14 protein-coding genes are annotated in these 14349 nt (G+C 65.9%); 5 read left to right on the top strand and 9 right to left on the bottom strand.

Translation table 11 applies throughout. The annotated features are described in order from the left end of the window. Positions 1 to 68: 68 nt before the first annotated feature. On the top strand, positions 69 to 2501 hold the full coding sequence (locus tag SUTH_RS14865; RefSeq protein ID WP_041100345.1) for a Lon protease family protein: 2433 nt from the start codon (positions 69 to 71) through the stop codon (positions 2499 to 2501). Here SUTH_RS14865 and SUTH_RS14860 read toward each other — a convergent pair. From SUTH_RS14860 to SUTH_RS14845, 4 genes are all read right to left on the bottom strand, one after another. Next, positions 2498 to 3499 carry a zinc-dependent alcohol dehydrogenase family protein gene (locus tag SUTH_RS14860; RefSeq protein ID WP_197539599.1) on the bottom strand — a complete coding sequence of 334 codons (1002 nt, stop codon included), beginning with the start codon at positions 3497 to 3499 and terminating at the stop codon, positions 2498 to 2500. The genes SUTH_RS14865 and SUTH_RS14860 overlap by 4 nt on opposite strands. A 65-nt stretch (positions 3500 to 3564) precedes the next feature. Beyond that, complete coding sequence (locus tag SUTH_RS14855) at positions 3565 to 3801, bottom strand: DUF6812 domain-containing protein (protein ID WP_041100343.1); 237 nt, start codon at positions 3799 to 3801, stop codon at positions 3565 to 3567. Between the two features lie 95 nt (positions 3802 to 3896). Then, positions 3897 to 4571 (bottom strand): protein-L-isoaspartate(D-aspartate) O-methyltransferase, encoded by a 675-nt coding sequence (locus tag SUTH_RS14850; RefSeq protein WP_197539598.1) that lies wholly within the window; start codon positions 4569 to 4571, stop codon positions 3897 to 3899. Beyond that, positions 4568 to 4747 carry a hypothetical protein gene (locus SUTH_RS14845; protein ID WP_041100341.1) on the bottom strand — a complete coding sequence of 60 codons (180 nt, stop codon included), beginning with the start codon at positions 4745 to 4747 and terminating at the stop codon, positions 4568 to 4570. The genes SUTH_RS14850 and SUTH_RS14845 overlap by 4 nt, the downstream gene beginning before the upstream one ends. Before the next feature lie 72 nt (positions 4748 to 4819). On the opposite strand from SUTH_RS14845, the gene SUTH_RS19735 reads away from it, so the two are divergent. Next, positions 4820 to 4978, top strand: coding sequence for a hypothetical protein (locus tag SUTH_RS19735; protein ID WP_171817381.1), 159 nt, complete (start codon positions 4820 to 4822; stop codon positions 4976 to 4978). 37 nt (positions 4979 to 5015) lie between these two features. Here the strand turns inward: SUTH_RS19735 and SUTH_RS14840 are convergent, their stop codons facing one another. The 5 genes from SUTH_RS14840 to acsA are packed head-to-tail and all read right to left on the bottom strand — an operon-like array spanning position 5016 to position 10213. After that, on the bottom strand, positions 5016 to 5267 hold the full coding sequence (locus SUTH_RS14840) for an acyl carrier protein (protein WP_041100339.1): 252 nt from the start codon (positions 5265 to 5267) through the stop codon (positions 5016 to 5018). Beyond that, positions 5264 to 6472 (bottom strand): dihydrolipoamide acetyltransferase family protein, encoded by a 1209-nt coding sequence (locus tag SUTH_RS14835; RefSeq protein ID WP_041100337.1) that lies wholly within the window; start codon positions 6470 to 6472, stop codon positions 5264 to 5266. Before SUTH_RS14835 ends, SUTH_RS14840 begins: the two co-directional genes overlap by 4 nt. Further along, positions 6469 to 7443: an alpha-ketoacid dehydrogenase subunit beta gene (locus SUTH_RS14830; RefSeq protein ID WP_041100335.1), complete on the bottom strand. Its 975-nt coding sequence runs from the start codon at positions 7441 to 7443 to the stop codon at positions 6469 to 6471. Before SUTH_RS14830 ends, SUTH_RS14835 begins: the two co-directional genes overlap by 4 nt. Continuing rightward, positions 7440 to 8459, bottom strand: coding sequence for a pyruvate dehydrogenase (acetyl-transferring) E1 component subunit alpha (pdhA, locus tag SUTH_RS14825; RefSeq protein ID WP_041100333.1), 1020 nt, complete (start codon positions 8457 to 8459; stop codon positions 7440 to 7442). The genes SUTH_RS14830 and pdhA overlap by 4 nt, the downstream gene beginning before the upstream one ends. Continuing rightward, positions 8456 to 10213, bottom strand: a complete 1758-nt coding sequence (gene acsA / locus SUTH_RS14820; RefSeq protein ID WP_041100331.1) for an acetate--CoA ligase — start codon at positions 10211 to 10213, stop codon at positions 8456 to 8458. Before acsA ends, pdhA begins: the two co-directional genes overlap by 4 nt. Positions 10214 to 10472: 259 nt before the next feature. Here acsA and SUTH_RS18655 point away from each other — a divergent pair, with 259 nt between their 5' ends. The 3 genes from SUTH_RS18655 (at position 10473) to SUTH_RS14805 (ending at position 14297) form a co-directional block, all read left to right on the top strand. Next, the gene (locus tag SUTH_RS18655; RefSeq protein WP_052473686.1) at positions 10473 to 12830 is read left to right on the top strand and encodes a caspase family protein; all 2358 of its coding nucleotides are present in this window, start codon (positions 10473 to 10475) and stop codon (positions 12828 to 12830) included. 98 nt (positions 12831 to 12928) lie between these two features. Continuing rightward, on the top strand, positions 12929 to 13249 hold the full coding sequence (locus tag SUTH_RS14810) for a hypothetical protein (RefSeq protein ID WP_041100329.1): 321 nt from the start codon (positions 12929 to 12931) through the stop codon (positions 13247 to 13249). Between the two features lie 31 nt (positions 13250 to 13280). Beyond that, entirely contained in the window at positions 13281 to 14297 is a 1017-nt protein-coding gene (locus tag SUTH_RS14805) for an RNA methyltransferase (RefSeq protein ID WP_197539597.1), read from the top strand. Positions 14298 to 14349 lie beyond the last annotated feature (52 nt).

Below are 14349 nucleotides of genomic sequence, written 5' to 3'. Positions count from 1 at the left end.
CGACATGCCGGTTTGCGCCGCGTCGGCATGGACTGACAACGAGCCGCAGGAATCCGGGTGTATTTGTCGTGAATGATCTCAAGCCTCTTGATACGCAGGCGCTCTATCGCCATTGCGATTCCGCGCTGCTCGATTTCGAAACCTCCGACCAGCTGCCGCCACTCGATGAAGTCTTCGGTCAGGCGCGCGCCGTCGAGGCCTTGCGTTTTGCCATCGACATCGCCCGCCCCGGCTACAACCTGTTCGTGCTCGGCGAACCGGGCAGCAGCCGGCACGACGACGTGCGCGAATTGTTGCAGGCAAAGGCCGCAAGCCTGGCGGCACCTGTCGATTGCTGTTACGTCAACAACTTCGCCGATGCCCAGACGCCGCGCATCCTGACGCTGCCGGCGGGACGTGGCGCCGACCTGCGGCGCGACATGCAGCGCCTGATCGAGGAACTGGAGCCGGCGATTTCGGCGGCCTTCGACAGCGAGGATTTCCGCACCCACGCCGAGGCCATCCAGAACGAATTCAAGGAACGCGAAACCGGCGCTTTGAACCAGCTCGGCGACGAATCCCGACAGCAGGGCATCGCCCTGGTACGCACGCCGCAGGGCTTTGCCTTTGCCCCGCTGGCCGGCGAAGAGCCGATGGCGCCCGATGTTTTTGCCGCGCTGGCGGACGAGGAGAAGCAGCGCCTGGGTCATCTGATTGGCGAATTCGGGGAGCGCCTGCAAAAGCTGCTGCATCAGTTTCCGCGCTGGCGGCGGGAAATGCAGGGGCGCCTCAAGCAACTCGGCCGCGACACCATGAGCCTCGCCATCGGGCATCTGATCGACGAGTTGAAGGAGCGCTACGCCGGGCTGGAGAATGTCCTGATCTTCCTCGACGAAGTGCTGGCCGACATCGTCGAGTACGGCGAAAGCCTGCGCGAGCAGCGCGGCGACAGCGAGGGATTCGAGCTGACCGGCGATGGCATTTCGGTGCAGCGCTACCAGGTCAATCTGCTCGTCGATAACGGCGGCAGCAACTCGGCGCCGATCGTCGTCGAGGACAACCCGACCTATCCCAACCTGCTCGGCCGCGTCGATCACATGGCCCACATGGGCACGCTGGTGACCAACTTCACGCTGATCAAGGCCGGCGCGCTGCATCGTGCCAACGGCGGCTTCCTGATGCTCGACGCGGACAAGATCCTGCGCCAGCCCTTCGCCTGGGAGGCGCTCAAGCGCACCCTCAAGGCCGGGGAAATCCGCATCGAGTCGCTGGAGCGCAACCTGGGTTTCGCCAGCGCGCTGCCGCTGGTGCCGGCGCCGGTCGCGCTGTCGTGCAAGGTGGTGCTGTTCGGCGAGCCGCTGCTGTACTACCTGCTCAAGGAATACGATCCGGAGTTCAGCGAGCTGTTCCGCGTCGCCGCCGATTTCGAAACCGATGTCGAACGCAGCGACGACAGCACCCGGCGCTTTGCCCGCAGGATCGGCGATCTTTGCCGTCGCGACGGTTTGCGCCCATTTCAGCGGGATGCCGTGGCGCGCGTCATCGAGCAGTCGGCGCGCTTTGCCGGCGATGCCGAGCGCCTCACCACCAATACCCGGCACATCGCGGGTCTGCTGCACGAGGCGGATCATTGCGCCGGCCGTGCCGGCCGCGCGGTGGTCGGCGCCGAGGATGTCGAGGAGGCGCTGGCGGCGCAGACCAGACGCCATGACCGGATGCGTGACCACTACCAGCAGGCGATCCTGAAGAACACCCTGCTGATCACCTCCAGCGGCGGCCATGTCGGCCAGATCAACGGCCTCGCCGTGATCGACCTCGGAGACTTCCGCTTCGCCCATCCGGTGCGCATCACCGCGACGGTGAGGGTGGGCGAGGGCGATGTGATCGACATCGAGCGCGAGACGGAAATGGGCGGCCCGATCCACTCCAAGGGCGTGATGATCCTGTCATCCTTCCTCGCCACGCGCTATTCCAGCCAGGTCCCGCTGTCGCTTTCGGCCAGCCTGGTGTTCGAACAATCCTATGGTCCGGTCGAGGGCGACAGCGCCTCGCTGGCCGAGCTATGCGCGCTGCTCTCGGCCCTGTCCGGTGCGCCGATCGACCAGTCGCTGGCCATCACCGGTTCGGTCAACCAGTTCGGGCTGGTGCAGGCCATCGGCGGCGTCAATGAAAAAATCGAAGGCTTCTTCGACATTTGCCGCCTGCGCGGTCTTACCGGGCGGCAAGGCGTGCTGATTCCCGACGCCAACCTCAAACACCTGATGCTGCGCAAGGACGTGGTGGCCGCCTGTGCTGAGGGAAAATTCCGCATCCATGCCGTCGCCAGCGTCGAGCAGGCCATCGAGCTGTTGACCGGCATTCCGGCCGGGGAGCCGGACGACGAAGGCGCGGTGCCGGAAGGCAGCATCAACTACCTGGTCGCCACACGCATGATGGAGATGTCGCAGGTGCGCCAGTCCTTCGCCGGCGGCGGCAAGCGCAAGCGCCGTCCCCGCAAGGAAGCGGACGGCAGCAACGACTAGCCGTTCATCGTCAGTACCGCTGCTCCCTGGAACTTTCCCTGGCGCAATTGCTCCAGCGCTTCGTTGGCCTGCGCCAGCGGCATGGGATGGACCTCCGTACGAATGGGTATCCGCGGCGCGAGTTCGAGGAATTCCAGTCCGTCGCGGCGGGTCAGGTTGGCAACCGAACGGATGCTGCGTTCGCCCCAGAGGATCTCGTAGGGGAAGGCGGGAATTTCGCTCATGTGGATGCCCGCGCAAACCACGCTGCCGCCTTTTTCCAGATGGCGCAGTGCCGCCGGAACCAGCGGGCCGGCAGGGGCGAAGATCAGAGCGGCATCGAGCAGTGCCGGCGGTTGCTGGTCGGTGCTGCCGGCCCAGACGGCGCCGAGGCGGTGGGCGAAGTCCTGGCTGGCCGTGTCATCGGGGCGGGTGAAGGCATGGAACTCCCGCTCCTGGAATTTCAGCACCTGGGCGACGATATGCGCGGCGGCGCCGAAACCGTATATGCCGATACGATTCGATGTGCCGGCCATGCGCAGGGCGCGGTAGCCGATCAGGCCGGCGCAAAGCAGCGGCGCCAGTTGCGCGGCGTCGCCGTCGTCGGGCAGCGGAAAGCAGTAGCGGGCATCGGCCACGGTGTATTCGGCGTAGCCGCCGTGGATCTGGTAGCCGGTGAAGCGCGCCGCATCGCAGAGGTTTTCGCGGCCGCTGCTGCAGAAGCGGCAGGTGCCGCAGGTCCAGCCCAGCCAGGGCACGCCGACGCGCTGGCCGCTGCGGAAGCCGTGGACGTCCGCGCCGATGGCGGCGACGCAGCCGACGATTTCATGGCCGGGAATCACCGGCAGCAGGGGATTCGGCAATTCGCCATCGATCAGGTGCAGGTCGGTGCGGCACACGCCGCAGGCCTCCACCTCGATCAGGAGGGCGCCGGGGCCGGGCCGCGGCACCGGCAGGTCGACCATGCGCAGCGGCGTGCCGGGCCGGTCGAGCATCATGGCGCGCATCCGGGTCTTCATCCGCGACTGCCCTTGCCGTCAGTGCCTCGCATCGGACAGGGTCAGCCGGTACGCCTTGCTGCTGCCTAGCAAACGGTGATGATCTGGATGTGGTCCCGATTCACGTCCAGGAACGGGGCCAGCAGCACCTGGCGGCTGCCTGCGTCGGCGGTGCTGACTTCCGCATCCATGACCACGACGAAATTTTTCGATTCAAGGATGAAATCCGTCACGCGCGCTCCGGGCAAGAGATCGATGTAGCCCTTGATGCGGTAGGACCCGGTCAAAATCGTCACTTTTGTCTTGTTCTCATGTGAGGCCACGATCTTTCTCCTGTCAATGAAGCAAATTCGGCTTGATCGGCAATGATACAACCATGCCCGCGAACTGCGGCAGGCCGGGCGTCCCGGTGCACCGTTCAGTCTTCGCCGGTTCCGGTCAGGGGAACGAAGACCACCGGCAGGACATGCTTTTCTTCAGTGCTTCCGTCCCCGCGCTTGTTTACGACCAGCAGTTCCTGCGCCGCATGCTGGCTGCCGATGGGGATGACCAGGGTGCCGCCGGGTTTTAGCTGCCCGATCAGCGCGTGGGGAATGCGGCTGGTGGCCGCCGTGACGATGATCGCGTCGTAAGGCGCATGTTCGGGCCAGCCCAGGCGCCCGTTGCCCGCACGCACTTCGATATTGTCGTAGCCCAGTCGCCGCAGCCGTGCGCCGGCGTCCGCGGCAAGCTCCTCGATGATTTCCATGGAATAGACCCGCTTCACCAGTTGCGACAGGATCGCGGCCTGATAGCCGGAGCCGGTGCCGATCTCGAGCACCACGTCGCCAGGCCGGGGATGAATCAGGTCGGTCATCAGGGCCACGATGTAGGGTTGCGAAATGGTCTGCCCGTGACCGATCGGCAGCGGGCGGTTGGCATAGGCGACATGGCGCAGTTCATGCGGCACGAACTCGTCGCGCGGGGTCTGCCGCAAGGCTTCCATTACCCGCTGTTCGAGAACCGGGCGACCGGTAAGCAACTGCGTCTCCCGGAGTTCCTCGCGAATTTCGTCCAGCAGGCAATCCGGGTCCGTCTTGTTGCCGAAGCTCACGCGGTTTCCTTCAGCGGGGATGCCAACACGTCGGCAACCGGTTGTGTCGCCGGCGATATCGGCTGATTTTCCAGCACTTCTTGCCGTTTCAGCCGCACGGAAGTGTGGAAAACTTTCAATGGTTTTCGCAAGACCTTGAATCGGCGCGGTTTCAGATCGATACGGGTGTTTGGCATGCCATATGCTCGCAAATGGACACTCGCTACCCTTGGTTCATTTCGGGAAATGGATTCCCCAGGAGGCGCACAATGAAACCATCATTTTCCTTCCAGGAACTTCGCGGCGCGATCCGCGCCTGGCGACGCTACGGATTGTTCTCGCTGAGTCCGCGTGAAGCGGAAATCATCGACGCCATACATTCCCGCCTGTCCGCCAGACCAATGGGCAAGCCGGCCGCCGGCAGATAGGTGCATTTTCGGGAAGCGAATTTGCTGCCAGGCGCCTTCATCCGGCGCCGAGTTTCTTCTGCAGATAGTTCACCACGTCGTCGAGGGTGATCAGCCGGGCGTAATCGGCCTCGGGGATGTCCACCTTGAGTTTCTCGTGGAGCCCGAGCAGGAAGTTCAGCCAGTCCATCGAGTCCAGGTCAACCTGATTGCGCAACGGGCGGTCGCCACGCAGCTCGTCGGTTTCGACTTCCGGCGCAATGGACTTGAGGGTGCTCAGGGCGATCGTGCGAATTTCGGCGTCGTTCATCGGTCCAGCTCCTCGGGTCGTTGCAGCAAGTCATTCAGTTCGCGCAGGAACAGCGCGCCGCGATGGCCGTCGGAAACGCGGTGGTCGGCCGAGAGGCTGGCCGTCACCACCGGCAGCACCTTGAGCCCGCCATCCTCGGCCCAGGGCCGTTCGGCGACGCGGCCGAAGCCCACCAGCGCCACCTGCGGCGGCGTGATGACGCCGAACACCGACTGCGATCCCTGGTCGCCGAGATTGGTCACGGTGATCGTCGCCTCGTTCATCTCGGAGCTGCGCAGCGAGCCGGCGCGCGTGCGCTTGACCAGGTCGGTCAGCCCCTGCATCAGTTGCGTCAGGGGTTTGCCGTCGGCATCGAGCAGTGCCGGCGCGATCAGCCCGCCCTGGCGCAGGGAAATGGCCACGCCGAGATGGATCGCGGCAATGGGCACGAAGCCGCCGTCCCGGAAATAGCCGTTGAGCTCGGGATAGCGCTTCAGCGCGACGGCAACGGCCTTGAGCAGCAGTACGGCCGGCAGCAGGCGCTCGGCCATGCTGCGCTGCGCATTCGTTGATTGCAGCCACGCCAGCGCCTTCGCCAGCGGAATGTCCTCGGCGACGTAGTAGTGCGGAATCTCGCGCTTGGAACGGCTCATCGCGGCGGCGATGGTCTTGCGCATGTCGGCGGTTCTGTCCGGGGCGCGGTCGGCCGGCTTCGCGGCCGGCGCCGCCGCAGCCGGTGGTTTTGCCGCGGCCGCATTCTCGACGTCCTCCAGCGTCACCGCGCCATGCGGGCCGGTGCCGGCGATGCGGTCGAGGTCGACGCCCTTTTCCTCAGCATGCTTGCGCGCGGCGGGCGAAATCATGCGCCGCGACGCGGCAACAGGAGCCGCAGCGGTTGCGGCGGCGGAAACTGCGGCAGCCATCGCCGGCGCTGCCTTGGGCATCGGCTTCGCCGTAGCGCCGGCGCCGACTTCCGCAGGCGCGGTCTCGCCGGCCTGGAGCAGCAATGCCATCACGGTGCCGACAGGCATCTTCTGTCCGATCTCGGCAATCAATTGGTGGACGGTGCCCTCCTGCCAGCTTTCGACATCCACGGCGGCCTTGCTGGTGTCGACAATGGCGACCACCTGGCCCTTCTTCACCGTGTCGCCAACGCCGACTTTCCATTCGAGCAGGGTGCCCTCGTCCATGTCGGCGCCCAGCGAGGGCAGCTTGAATTCAATCATCCCAGCATCTCCTTGACGGCGGCGACGATCTTTTCCGCTTGTGGCAACGCGGCGTCTTCCAGGTGCTTGGCGTAGGGAATCGGCACCTCCTCGGAGCAGACCCGCGCCAGCGGCGCATCGAGTTCGTAGAAGGCGTTCTCCATGATGCGCGCCATCACTTCGGCGGCGAGGCTTCCGGTGCGCCAGCCCTCATCGACCACCACGGCGCGATGGCACTTGGCGATCGAGGCCATGATGGCCGCGGTATCGAGCGGACGCAGCACGCGCAGGTCGAGCACCTCGGCGTCGATGCCAGCCGCCGCGAGCTGCTCCGCGGCTGCCAGCGCCTTGGGCAAGGAACCGCCGTGGGTGATGATGGCGACGTCCTTGCCCTGGCGCCGCACCTTGGCCGAACTGATGTCGACCTTCCAGTCGTCGGCCAATTCGCCTTCCATGTTGAACAGCCCGGCGTGCTCGAAAATCACCACCGGGTCGGGGTCACGCAGCGCCGGTGCCAGCATGCCGCGCGCATCCTCGATGGTGGCGGGGGCCAGCACCTTGATGCCGGGAATGTGCGCGTACCAGCCTTCGAGGCTGTGCGAGTGCTGCGCCGCCAACTGGCGGCCGGCGCCGGTGGTCATGCGGATCGCCAGCGGCACCGAGAACTGCCCGCCCGACATATGGCGGAAGGTCGCCGCGCTGTTCACGATCTGGTCCAGCGCCAGCAGGCTGAAATTCACCGTCATCACCTCGACGATGGGCCGCATGCCGCCCAGCGCCGCGCCGATGCCGGCGCCGACGAAGCCGAGCTCCGACAGCGGCGTGTCGCGGATGCGCTCGGGGCCGAATTCGGCGAGGAAGCCCTTGGAGAAGGCATAGGTGCCGCCGTACATGCCGACGTCCTCGCCCATGAGGAACACGCGCGGATCGTCCGTCAGTGCTTCGTGCATCGCCTCGCGCATGGCTTCGCGGTAGCTGAGCTTGCGGCTCATGGCGCATTCTCCGCAGGCGTATGGACGTCCTTGAGCAGGTCCTCGACCGGCTCCCAGGTGCCGGCCTCGGCGAAGGCAACCGCCGCGTCGACTTCCGCATTCGCCGCGGCATCGATGGCGAGGAATTCCTCTTCGGTCAGCTTGCCCTCGGCCTTGAGCCGGGCAGTAAACGTATGAATCGGCCCGCGCGTTTTCCATTCCTCGACCTCGGCCTTCTGCCGGTAGAGCTCTGCGTCGAACATCGAGTGGGCGCGGAAGCGGTAGGTCTGGTACTCGACGAAGACCGGCCCCTCGCCGGCGCGCACGCGCTGCGCGGCCTGTTTCGTGACCTCATGCACGGCGACGATATCCATGCCGTCGACCTTCAGCGCCGGCATGTTGTAGGACGTCGCCTTGACGCAAAGGTCGGTCTGCGATTCGGCGCGCTCGATGGCCGTGCCCATGCCGAAGAGATTGTTCTCGCAGCAGAACAGCACCGGCAGTTTCCACAAGGCAGCCAGGTTCAGCGATTCGTGGAAGGCGCCTTCGGCCACCGCGCCGTCGCCGAAGAAGCAGGCGGTGATGCGTTTCTCCTTCTGCATTTTCGCGGCCAGCCCCAAGCCGACCGCCAGCGGCAACCCGCCACCGACGATGGCATTGCCGCCGAACAGCCGCGTCGCCTTGTCGAACAAATGCATCGAGCCGCCGCGGCCGCGCGCGCAGCCTTCACGCTTGCCGTACATCTCGGCCATGATCGCGCCCATGTCCATGCCGCGCACCAGCGCATGGCCGTGTTCGCGGTAGGTGGCGACGATGTTGTCCTCTGCCGCCAGCGCGTGCAGCGCGCCGACCGCCGTCGCCTCCTCGCCGATGTAGAGATGCAGGAAGCCGCGAATCTTGCCCGCGCCATACATCTCGGCCGACTTCTCCTCCATCCGGCGGATGCGCACCATGTCGGCCAGCAGTTTCAGCGCGAACGCTTTGTCCCACGGCACGGGGCCGCTGGGTGGCGCTGCCGCGCGATGGTCAGTGCTCATGCCCCACCCTCCAGTGTCGAGGTATCGCCCTCGGGCAAGCCGAGTTCGCGCGCCTTCAGCAGCCGGCGCATGATCTTGCCGCTGCGCGTGCGCGGCAGCGAGGGCAGGAAGGCGATTTCCTTCGGCGCCACGGCGGCGCCGAGCTTCTTCCTGGCGTGGCCGAGCAGCTCCATGCGCAACGCCTCGCTTTCCTCGAAGCCCTTCTTCAGCGAAACGAAGGCCTTGACCACCTCGCCCACCACCGGGTCGGGCTTGCCGATCACGCCGGCTTCGGCCACGGCCGGGTGTTCCATCAACGCGCTCTCGACTTCGAAGGGTCCGATCAGGTGGCCGGCCGACTTGATCACGTCGTCGGCGCGGCCGACGAACCAGAAGTAGCCGTCGGCATCGCGCTTCGCCAGGTCGCCGGTGAGATACCACTCTCCGGCGAAGCACTTGCGGTAGCGCTCCTCGTTGTTGAGGTAGGCGCGGAACATCGACGGCCAGCCGCGTTTCAGCGCCAGTTCGCCCTCGACGTCGGGCTCCTCGATCGGCGTCACCGTGCCGTCTTCGTGGTGGCGCATGATCGCGGCATCGATGCCCGGCAAGGGCCGCCCCATTGAACCCGGCTTGATGTCGAAAGCCGGGGTGTTGGCGATCATGATGCCGCCGGTCTCGGTCTGCCACCAGTTGTCGTGGATCGGCAGGCCCAGCACCTCCTTGCCCCAGCGCACGGCTTCGGGATTGAGCGGCTCGCCGACGCTGGCGATGAAACGCAGTTGCGGAAAGCGGTACTTGTGAGGGATCTCGGCGCCGGCCTTCATCAGCATGCGGATCGCCGTCGGCGCGGTGTACCAGACCGTCACCGCTTCGTCCTGGAGTATCGAATACCAGCGCTCGGCATCGAACTCCTCGCGGTCGATGATTGAAGTCACGCCATGCAGCAGCGGCGCGATGATGCCGTAGGAGGTGCCGGTGACCCAGCCCGGGTCGGCGGTGCACCAGTAGGTGTCGTCGGCATGCAGGTCCAGCGCGTAGCGGCCGGTGGCGAAATGGGTGACGACGGCGCCATGTACATGCACGGCGCCCTTCGGCGTGCCGGTGGTGCCGCTGGTGAAGTGCAGCAGCGACATTTCTTCCTGGCCGGTGGCCGCCACCGTACATTGGTCGCTTGCCTCCGCCATCAGCACGGCGAGGTCGAGCGTGCCGGGAACGTCGGTGCGCCCGCCGTCCTCGGCCACCAGCAGCACATGTTGCAGTGTCGGCATCCTGTCGCGCCACTTCGCCACCTTGCGCTCGTAGAGCATGTCGGTCGTTACCAGTACGCGGCCTTCGCCCAGATTCACCCGCGTCGCGATCGGCTCGGGGCCGAAGGCGGAGAACAGCGGCGAAACCACCGCGCCGTGCTTGAGGCTGCCGAGTACCGCGACGTAAAGTTCCGGAATGCGGCCGGCGAGCACGAAAACGCGCTCACCCCGGCCAATGCCCAGCGTCTCCAGCACATTGGCGAAGCGGCTGGTGAGCTGCGACAGCTCACCGTAACTGACATCCCGCGCGGGCTTGTCGCGCGAAAGAAAACGGAACGCGACCTTGTCGCGCAACGCGCCCGAGGCATGCCGTTCGACGGCGTGGGTGGCGATGTTGAAGCCGGTTTCCGCGAACTGCGCCCGCACCGCGGGCCATGAAAACGTCGACCTTTCGCCAGCGTAATCGACGAAATTCGGTACCCGCCGCAGATCGCCGGCGGTCTTGCGGATGATCGATGAAGAATCCATGCCTCCCTCGCTCCCTTCAAGGGAAATATAGCCCCTTCTTCGGGCCGGGGGAAGGCGTCCGTCGACCAGGCGGTCGGCGCGACAGGGAATGCAGCGCGGGAGTCGGCGCTGGCGCTACGGCGATCGGCGCTGCGATGGCGCGCGCATGGGCCGCCTTGCCTATTGGTCGCGGCGCGGCTACGCTTGAAATGTATGCAGATGCCGCCAGCGCATGGCGGTCGATGGTCAAACGACTGCGGTCATGGTTGGGGAGGGGAGCATGCTCTCGGTATTTCGTCGGCTGACAATCCTGGTTCTGTTTGCGTTCTCGACAACGCTTGCGCCTGCCGCCGAGCCGCAGCGCAATCTTGAGGTCGCGCCCACGACGTCGGGCAAGCGCATCGCGCTGGTCATCGGCAATGCCGCCTACCCCGGTGTCGGTGCCTTGAGGAATCCCGCCAACGATGCCGGCGATATTGCCGCCAGGCTCAAGCGGCTCGGCTTCGACGTCATCTTGCGCACCGATGCGCGGCAGAAGGACATGCTGCGCGCCCTCACCGAGTTCGGCAACAAGGTGCAGCCCGGCACCGAGGCGCTGTTCTTCTACGCCGGCCACGGCATGCAGGTGCGCGGCAAGAACTACCTGATCCCGATCGATGCCGAGATTCACAACGAGTCGGCCGTGAGCAGCGAAGCGGTCGACGTCGACCAGCTGCTCGACAAGCTGGCGCCGGCCCGGCTGTCGCTGGTGATCCTCGACGCCTGCCGCAACAATCCCTTCGAGCGCAGCTTTCGCGGCGGCGGCCAGGGCCTGGCGCAGATCAACGCTCCCAGCGGCACCCTGATTGCGTACGCCACCGCGCCGGGCCGGGTGGCCGCCGACGGCGAGGGCAGGAACGGGCTCTATACCTCCGAACTGCTGGCGGCGATGGACGTGCCCGGCATCAAGATCGAGGACGTCTTCAAGCGCGTGCGCGCCAACGTGGTGAGGAAGAGCAACGAAGCGCAAACGCCGTGGGAATCGTCGTCGCTGACCGGCGACTTCTATTTCAGGGAAGGCGACAAGGCGGCCGGGGATGCGATCGGCGGCATTGCGCCGAGCGGCAGACTCGATCCGGCCGCGATCGAACTTGAATTCTGGCGCAGCGTCGAGCGTGGCGGCAGCCTCGCCGATTTCCGGGAATACCTGAAGCAGTATCCGCGCGGAAAATTCGCCGGGCTGGCGCGAACCCGAGTCGACTCCTTCAAGACCACTCCCGGCAAGCCGGGCACGGAAAAGCCGTCGCCGGCGGTGAGCAATTCCCTTGCACTGGCGGCGCGCTTCGATGCGGCGATGGATGCCTGGGGCAAGGGCGACATGAAGATGGCCGTGACGGATTTCAGGTACGTCGCGGACCGGGGTTTCGGGCCGGCCCAGAACAACCTCGGCTTCCTGTATCTCAAGGGCGAGGGGGTGCCGCAGGATTACACGGAGGCCGCCAAGTGGTTCCGCAAGGCCGCGGAACAAGGGCTGGCCGGAGCCCAGGCCAATCTTGGCGCCATGTATGCCGCGGGCGCGGGCGTCGCCAAGGACGCATGGGAAGCCGCCAAGTGGCTGCGGGCCGCCGCCGATCAAGGCGATGCCAAAGGCCAGCACTACCTGGCGCGCCTGTACGACAAGGGCGAAGGCGTCGCGAAGGATCAGAACGAAGCAGCGAAGTGGTACCGCCGCGCCGCCGACCAGGGCAATGCCGAAGCGCAAAACGACCTGGGCTTCATGTATGCCAAGGGGGTCGGCGTGCCGCAAAGCGATGCGGAAGCCCTGGCCTGGTTTCGCAAGGCGGCCGAACTGGGGAATCCGGTGGCCCAGGTCAATCTCGGCAAGGCCTATGAAGGCGGCTGGGGCGTTGCGGCAAATCCAGTGGAAGCGCTGGCCTGGTATCGGAAGTCGGCAAGCCAGGACAACGCGGAGGGCATCTACCGTCTCGGCAGAATGCATGACTCCGGCACGGGCGTGCCGCAGGACCCCGCGGAAGCGGTGCGATTGTTTCGCCAGGCGGCGGAAAAGGGTTACGCCGGGGCGCAGATGGGACTTGGCTTCATGCTGACGCGGGGCCGCGGTGTGGCGAAGGATCCGGTGGAAGGCACCAACTGGTTTCGCAAGGCGGCTGAACAAGGCGACAGCGAGGGACAGTTCGGCCTGGCGGAAATGCTCGATGGCAAGCTCGGCATTCCCGAGAACAGGACAGAGGCGGCGCGGTGGTACGCAAAGGCAGCCGAACAGGGAAACACCGAGGCGCAGACCCGCTTGGCAAAGAGGCTGATGACCGGCAGCGGGGTAGCGGTGAATCTTGCGGAGGGGCTGCGCTGGGCCAGGGCCGCCGCCGACAAGGGTCATGCCGAAGCGCAAATGATCGTCGGCATCATTTATGCGCAGGGCATGGGCGTGGCCACCAATTACGCGGAAGCGGCGAACTGGTTCAGGCTGGGCGCCAATCAGGGCCACATGGGCTCGCAGGAGTTGCTGGGGCAGATTTATTCCATCGGTGGCAACGGCCTGGAGCGCAACATGGCCGAAGCGGCGAAATGGATGCGCATGGCGGCGAGCCAGGGCAGCACCGTGGCCAGGGAGTGGCAACAGCGCTGGGGCTACCGCTAGGCCAGACGACATCGTGGCGGCAGGGTGCAGCCAGTGCCTGCGACTCAGGCGTTAAACTGCCGTCCTGGAGCGCAAGCCATCAACCTTCCGGAGCCATCGTGACGCCATCGAAACAGGACCTTCAAGACAAGGCAAAGCATTTCGCCAACACCGTGTTTGTGATCGGGGCGGGCGTGATCATGTTCGCCGCATCCCTGCTGCAGCCCTACACCATGACGTGGCTGGGCGGAGCCACGGGCGAACAGTTTCCCTTCATCGCGGGCACTGTCTTCATCGTCATGCTGGCCATGAAACGTCCGGCGTTCGCCCTGTTCGCACTGGAACGGCAGTGCGCCAAGTATGGCCACGACCTGCAAGCCGGGTCGCCGGTGTGCCAACGCTGCTTCAAGACCGTGGCCGATTCATCCAGTACGGAGTGAAGCGGCGTTGCGTAGTTGGCCGGTCCGCGCGATGAGCCTCTTGCGCCTTGAGCTGGTTCGCCAGCACCTGCGCGATCATGGTGCCCTGCCGTGTCACGAGGAGCGCATCCTGCGGGCATGGACGCGGGCACTCCCGCTCGATAGCGGGCCGGTGCCGCCCGAGGACTTTTTCCCCGCACGCGTCCGCGCCGCCTTGCCCGGATTGGCGGCGGAGCTGGCCGGCCTGGCGCGGGTTCGCTCCGAACACATGGGAGCAGACGGCTCCGCGCGCCTGCTGGTGGAACTCGGCGACGGCCAGACGGTGGAGAGCGTGTTGCTGCCGCGCGACGGCGTCTGCGTCTCGACCCAGGTCGGCTGCGCCGTGGGTTGCACGTTCTGCATGACCGGTCGCGATGGCCTGCTGCGCCAGCTCGGCAGCGCCGAGATCGTCGCCCAGGTGGTGCTGGCCCGCGCCCGCCGGCCGGTGAAGAAAGTCGCCTTCATGGGCATGGGCGAGCCGGCGCACAACCTGGACAACGTGCTCGACGCCATCGAGCTGCTCGGCACCGCGGCGAACATCGCGCACAAGAACCTGGTGTTCTCCACCGTCGGCGATCGGCGCGTGTTCGAACGGCTGCCGCTCGGCCTTGTCCGCCCGGCGCTGGCGCTGTCGCTGCATTCGACGCGAGCCGAACTGCGCGCGCAACTGCTGCCGAAGGCGCAGCGCATCGATCCGGCCGAACTGGTGGAGCTGGGCGAGCAGTACGCCCGCGCCACCGGCTATCCGATCCAGTATCAATGGACGCTGCTGGCAGGCATCAACGACAATGATGCCGAGCTCGACGGCATCGTGCGGCTGCTCAAGGGCAAGTACGCGGTGATGAACTTCATCCCCTACAACGAAGTGGAGGGACCTGCTTTCCGCCGTCCCTCGTGGGAGCGCGCGGCGGCAATGTCGCTGCACCTGTATCGCCACGGCATTTTGGCCAAGTTGCGCCAGTCGGCCGGGCAGGACATCGATGGCGGCTGCGGCCAGTTGCGGGCGCGCAGCATCGCGCAGGCCGCCTGAACCCGGTGCCGGGCGTCTTCGGTAAAGAGATCGGTTAGACTCCAGCCGATCG

This window comes from Sulfuritalea hydrogenivorans sk43H, from assembly GCF_000828635.1.
Lineage (GTDB): Bacteria > Pseudomonadota > Gammaproteobacteria > Burkholderiales > Rhodocyclaceae > Sulfuritalea > Sulfuritalea hydrogenivorans.
Note: the sequence above shows the minus strand (reverse complement) of the source record. Positions and strands in the feature narration are given on the sequence as shown.

Coding starts and splice junctions, on each gene's coding strand:
- SUTH_RS14830 (WP_041100335.1), bottom strand. CDS start 7,443: ATGAGCCGCAAGCTCAGCTACCGCGAAGCCATGCGCGAGGCGATGCAC.
- pdhA (WP_041100333.1), bottom strand. CDS start 8,459: ATGAGCACTGACCATCGCGCGGCAGCGCCACCCAGCGGCCCCGTGCCG.
- SUTH_RS14805 (WP_197539597.1), top strand. CDS start 13,281: ATGAGCCTCTTGCGCCTTGAGCTGGTTCGCCAGCACCTGCGCGATCAT.
- acsA (WP_041100331.1), bottom strand. CDS start 10,213: ATGGATTCTTCATCGATCATCCGCAAGACCGCCGGCGATCTGCGGCGG.
- SUTH_RS19735 (WP_171817381.1), top strand. CDS start 4,820: ATGAAACCATCATTTTCCTTCCAGGAACTTCGCGGCGCGATCCGCGCC.
- SUTH_RS18655 (WP_052473686.1), top strand. CDS start 10,473: ATGCTCTCGGTATTTCGTCGGCTGACAATCCTGGTTCTGTTTGCGTTC.
- SUTH_RS14860 (WP_197539599.1), bottom strand. CDS start 3,499: ATGAAGACCCGGATGCGCGCCATGATGCTCGACCGGCCCGGCACGCCG.
- SUTH_RS14845 (WP_041100341.1), bottom strand. CDS start 4,747: ATGCCAAACACCCGTATCGATCTGAAACCGCGCCGATTCAAGGTCTTG.
- SUTH_RS14840 (WP_041100339.1), bottom strand. CDS start 5,267: ATGAACGACGCCGAAATTCGCACGATCGCCCTGAGCACCCTCAAGTCC.
- SUTH_RS14835 (WP_041100337.1), bottom strand. CDS start 6,472: ATGATTGAATTCAAGCTGCCCTCGCTGGGCGCCGACATGGACGAGGGC.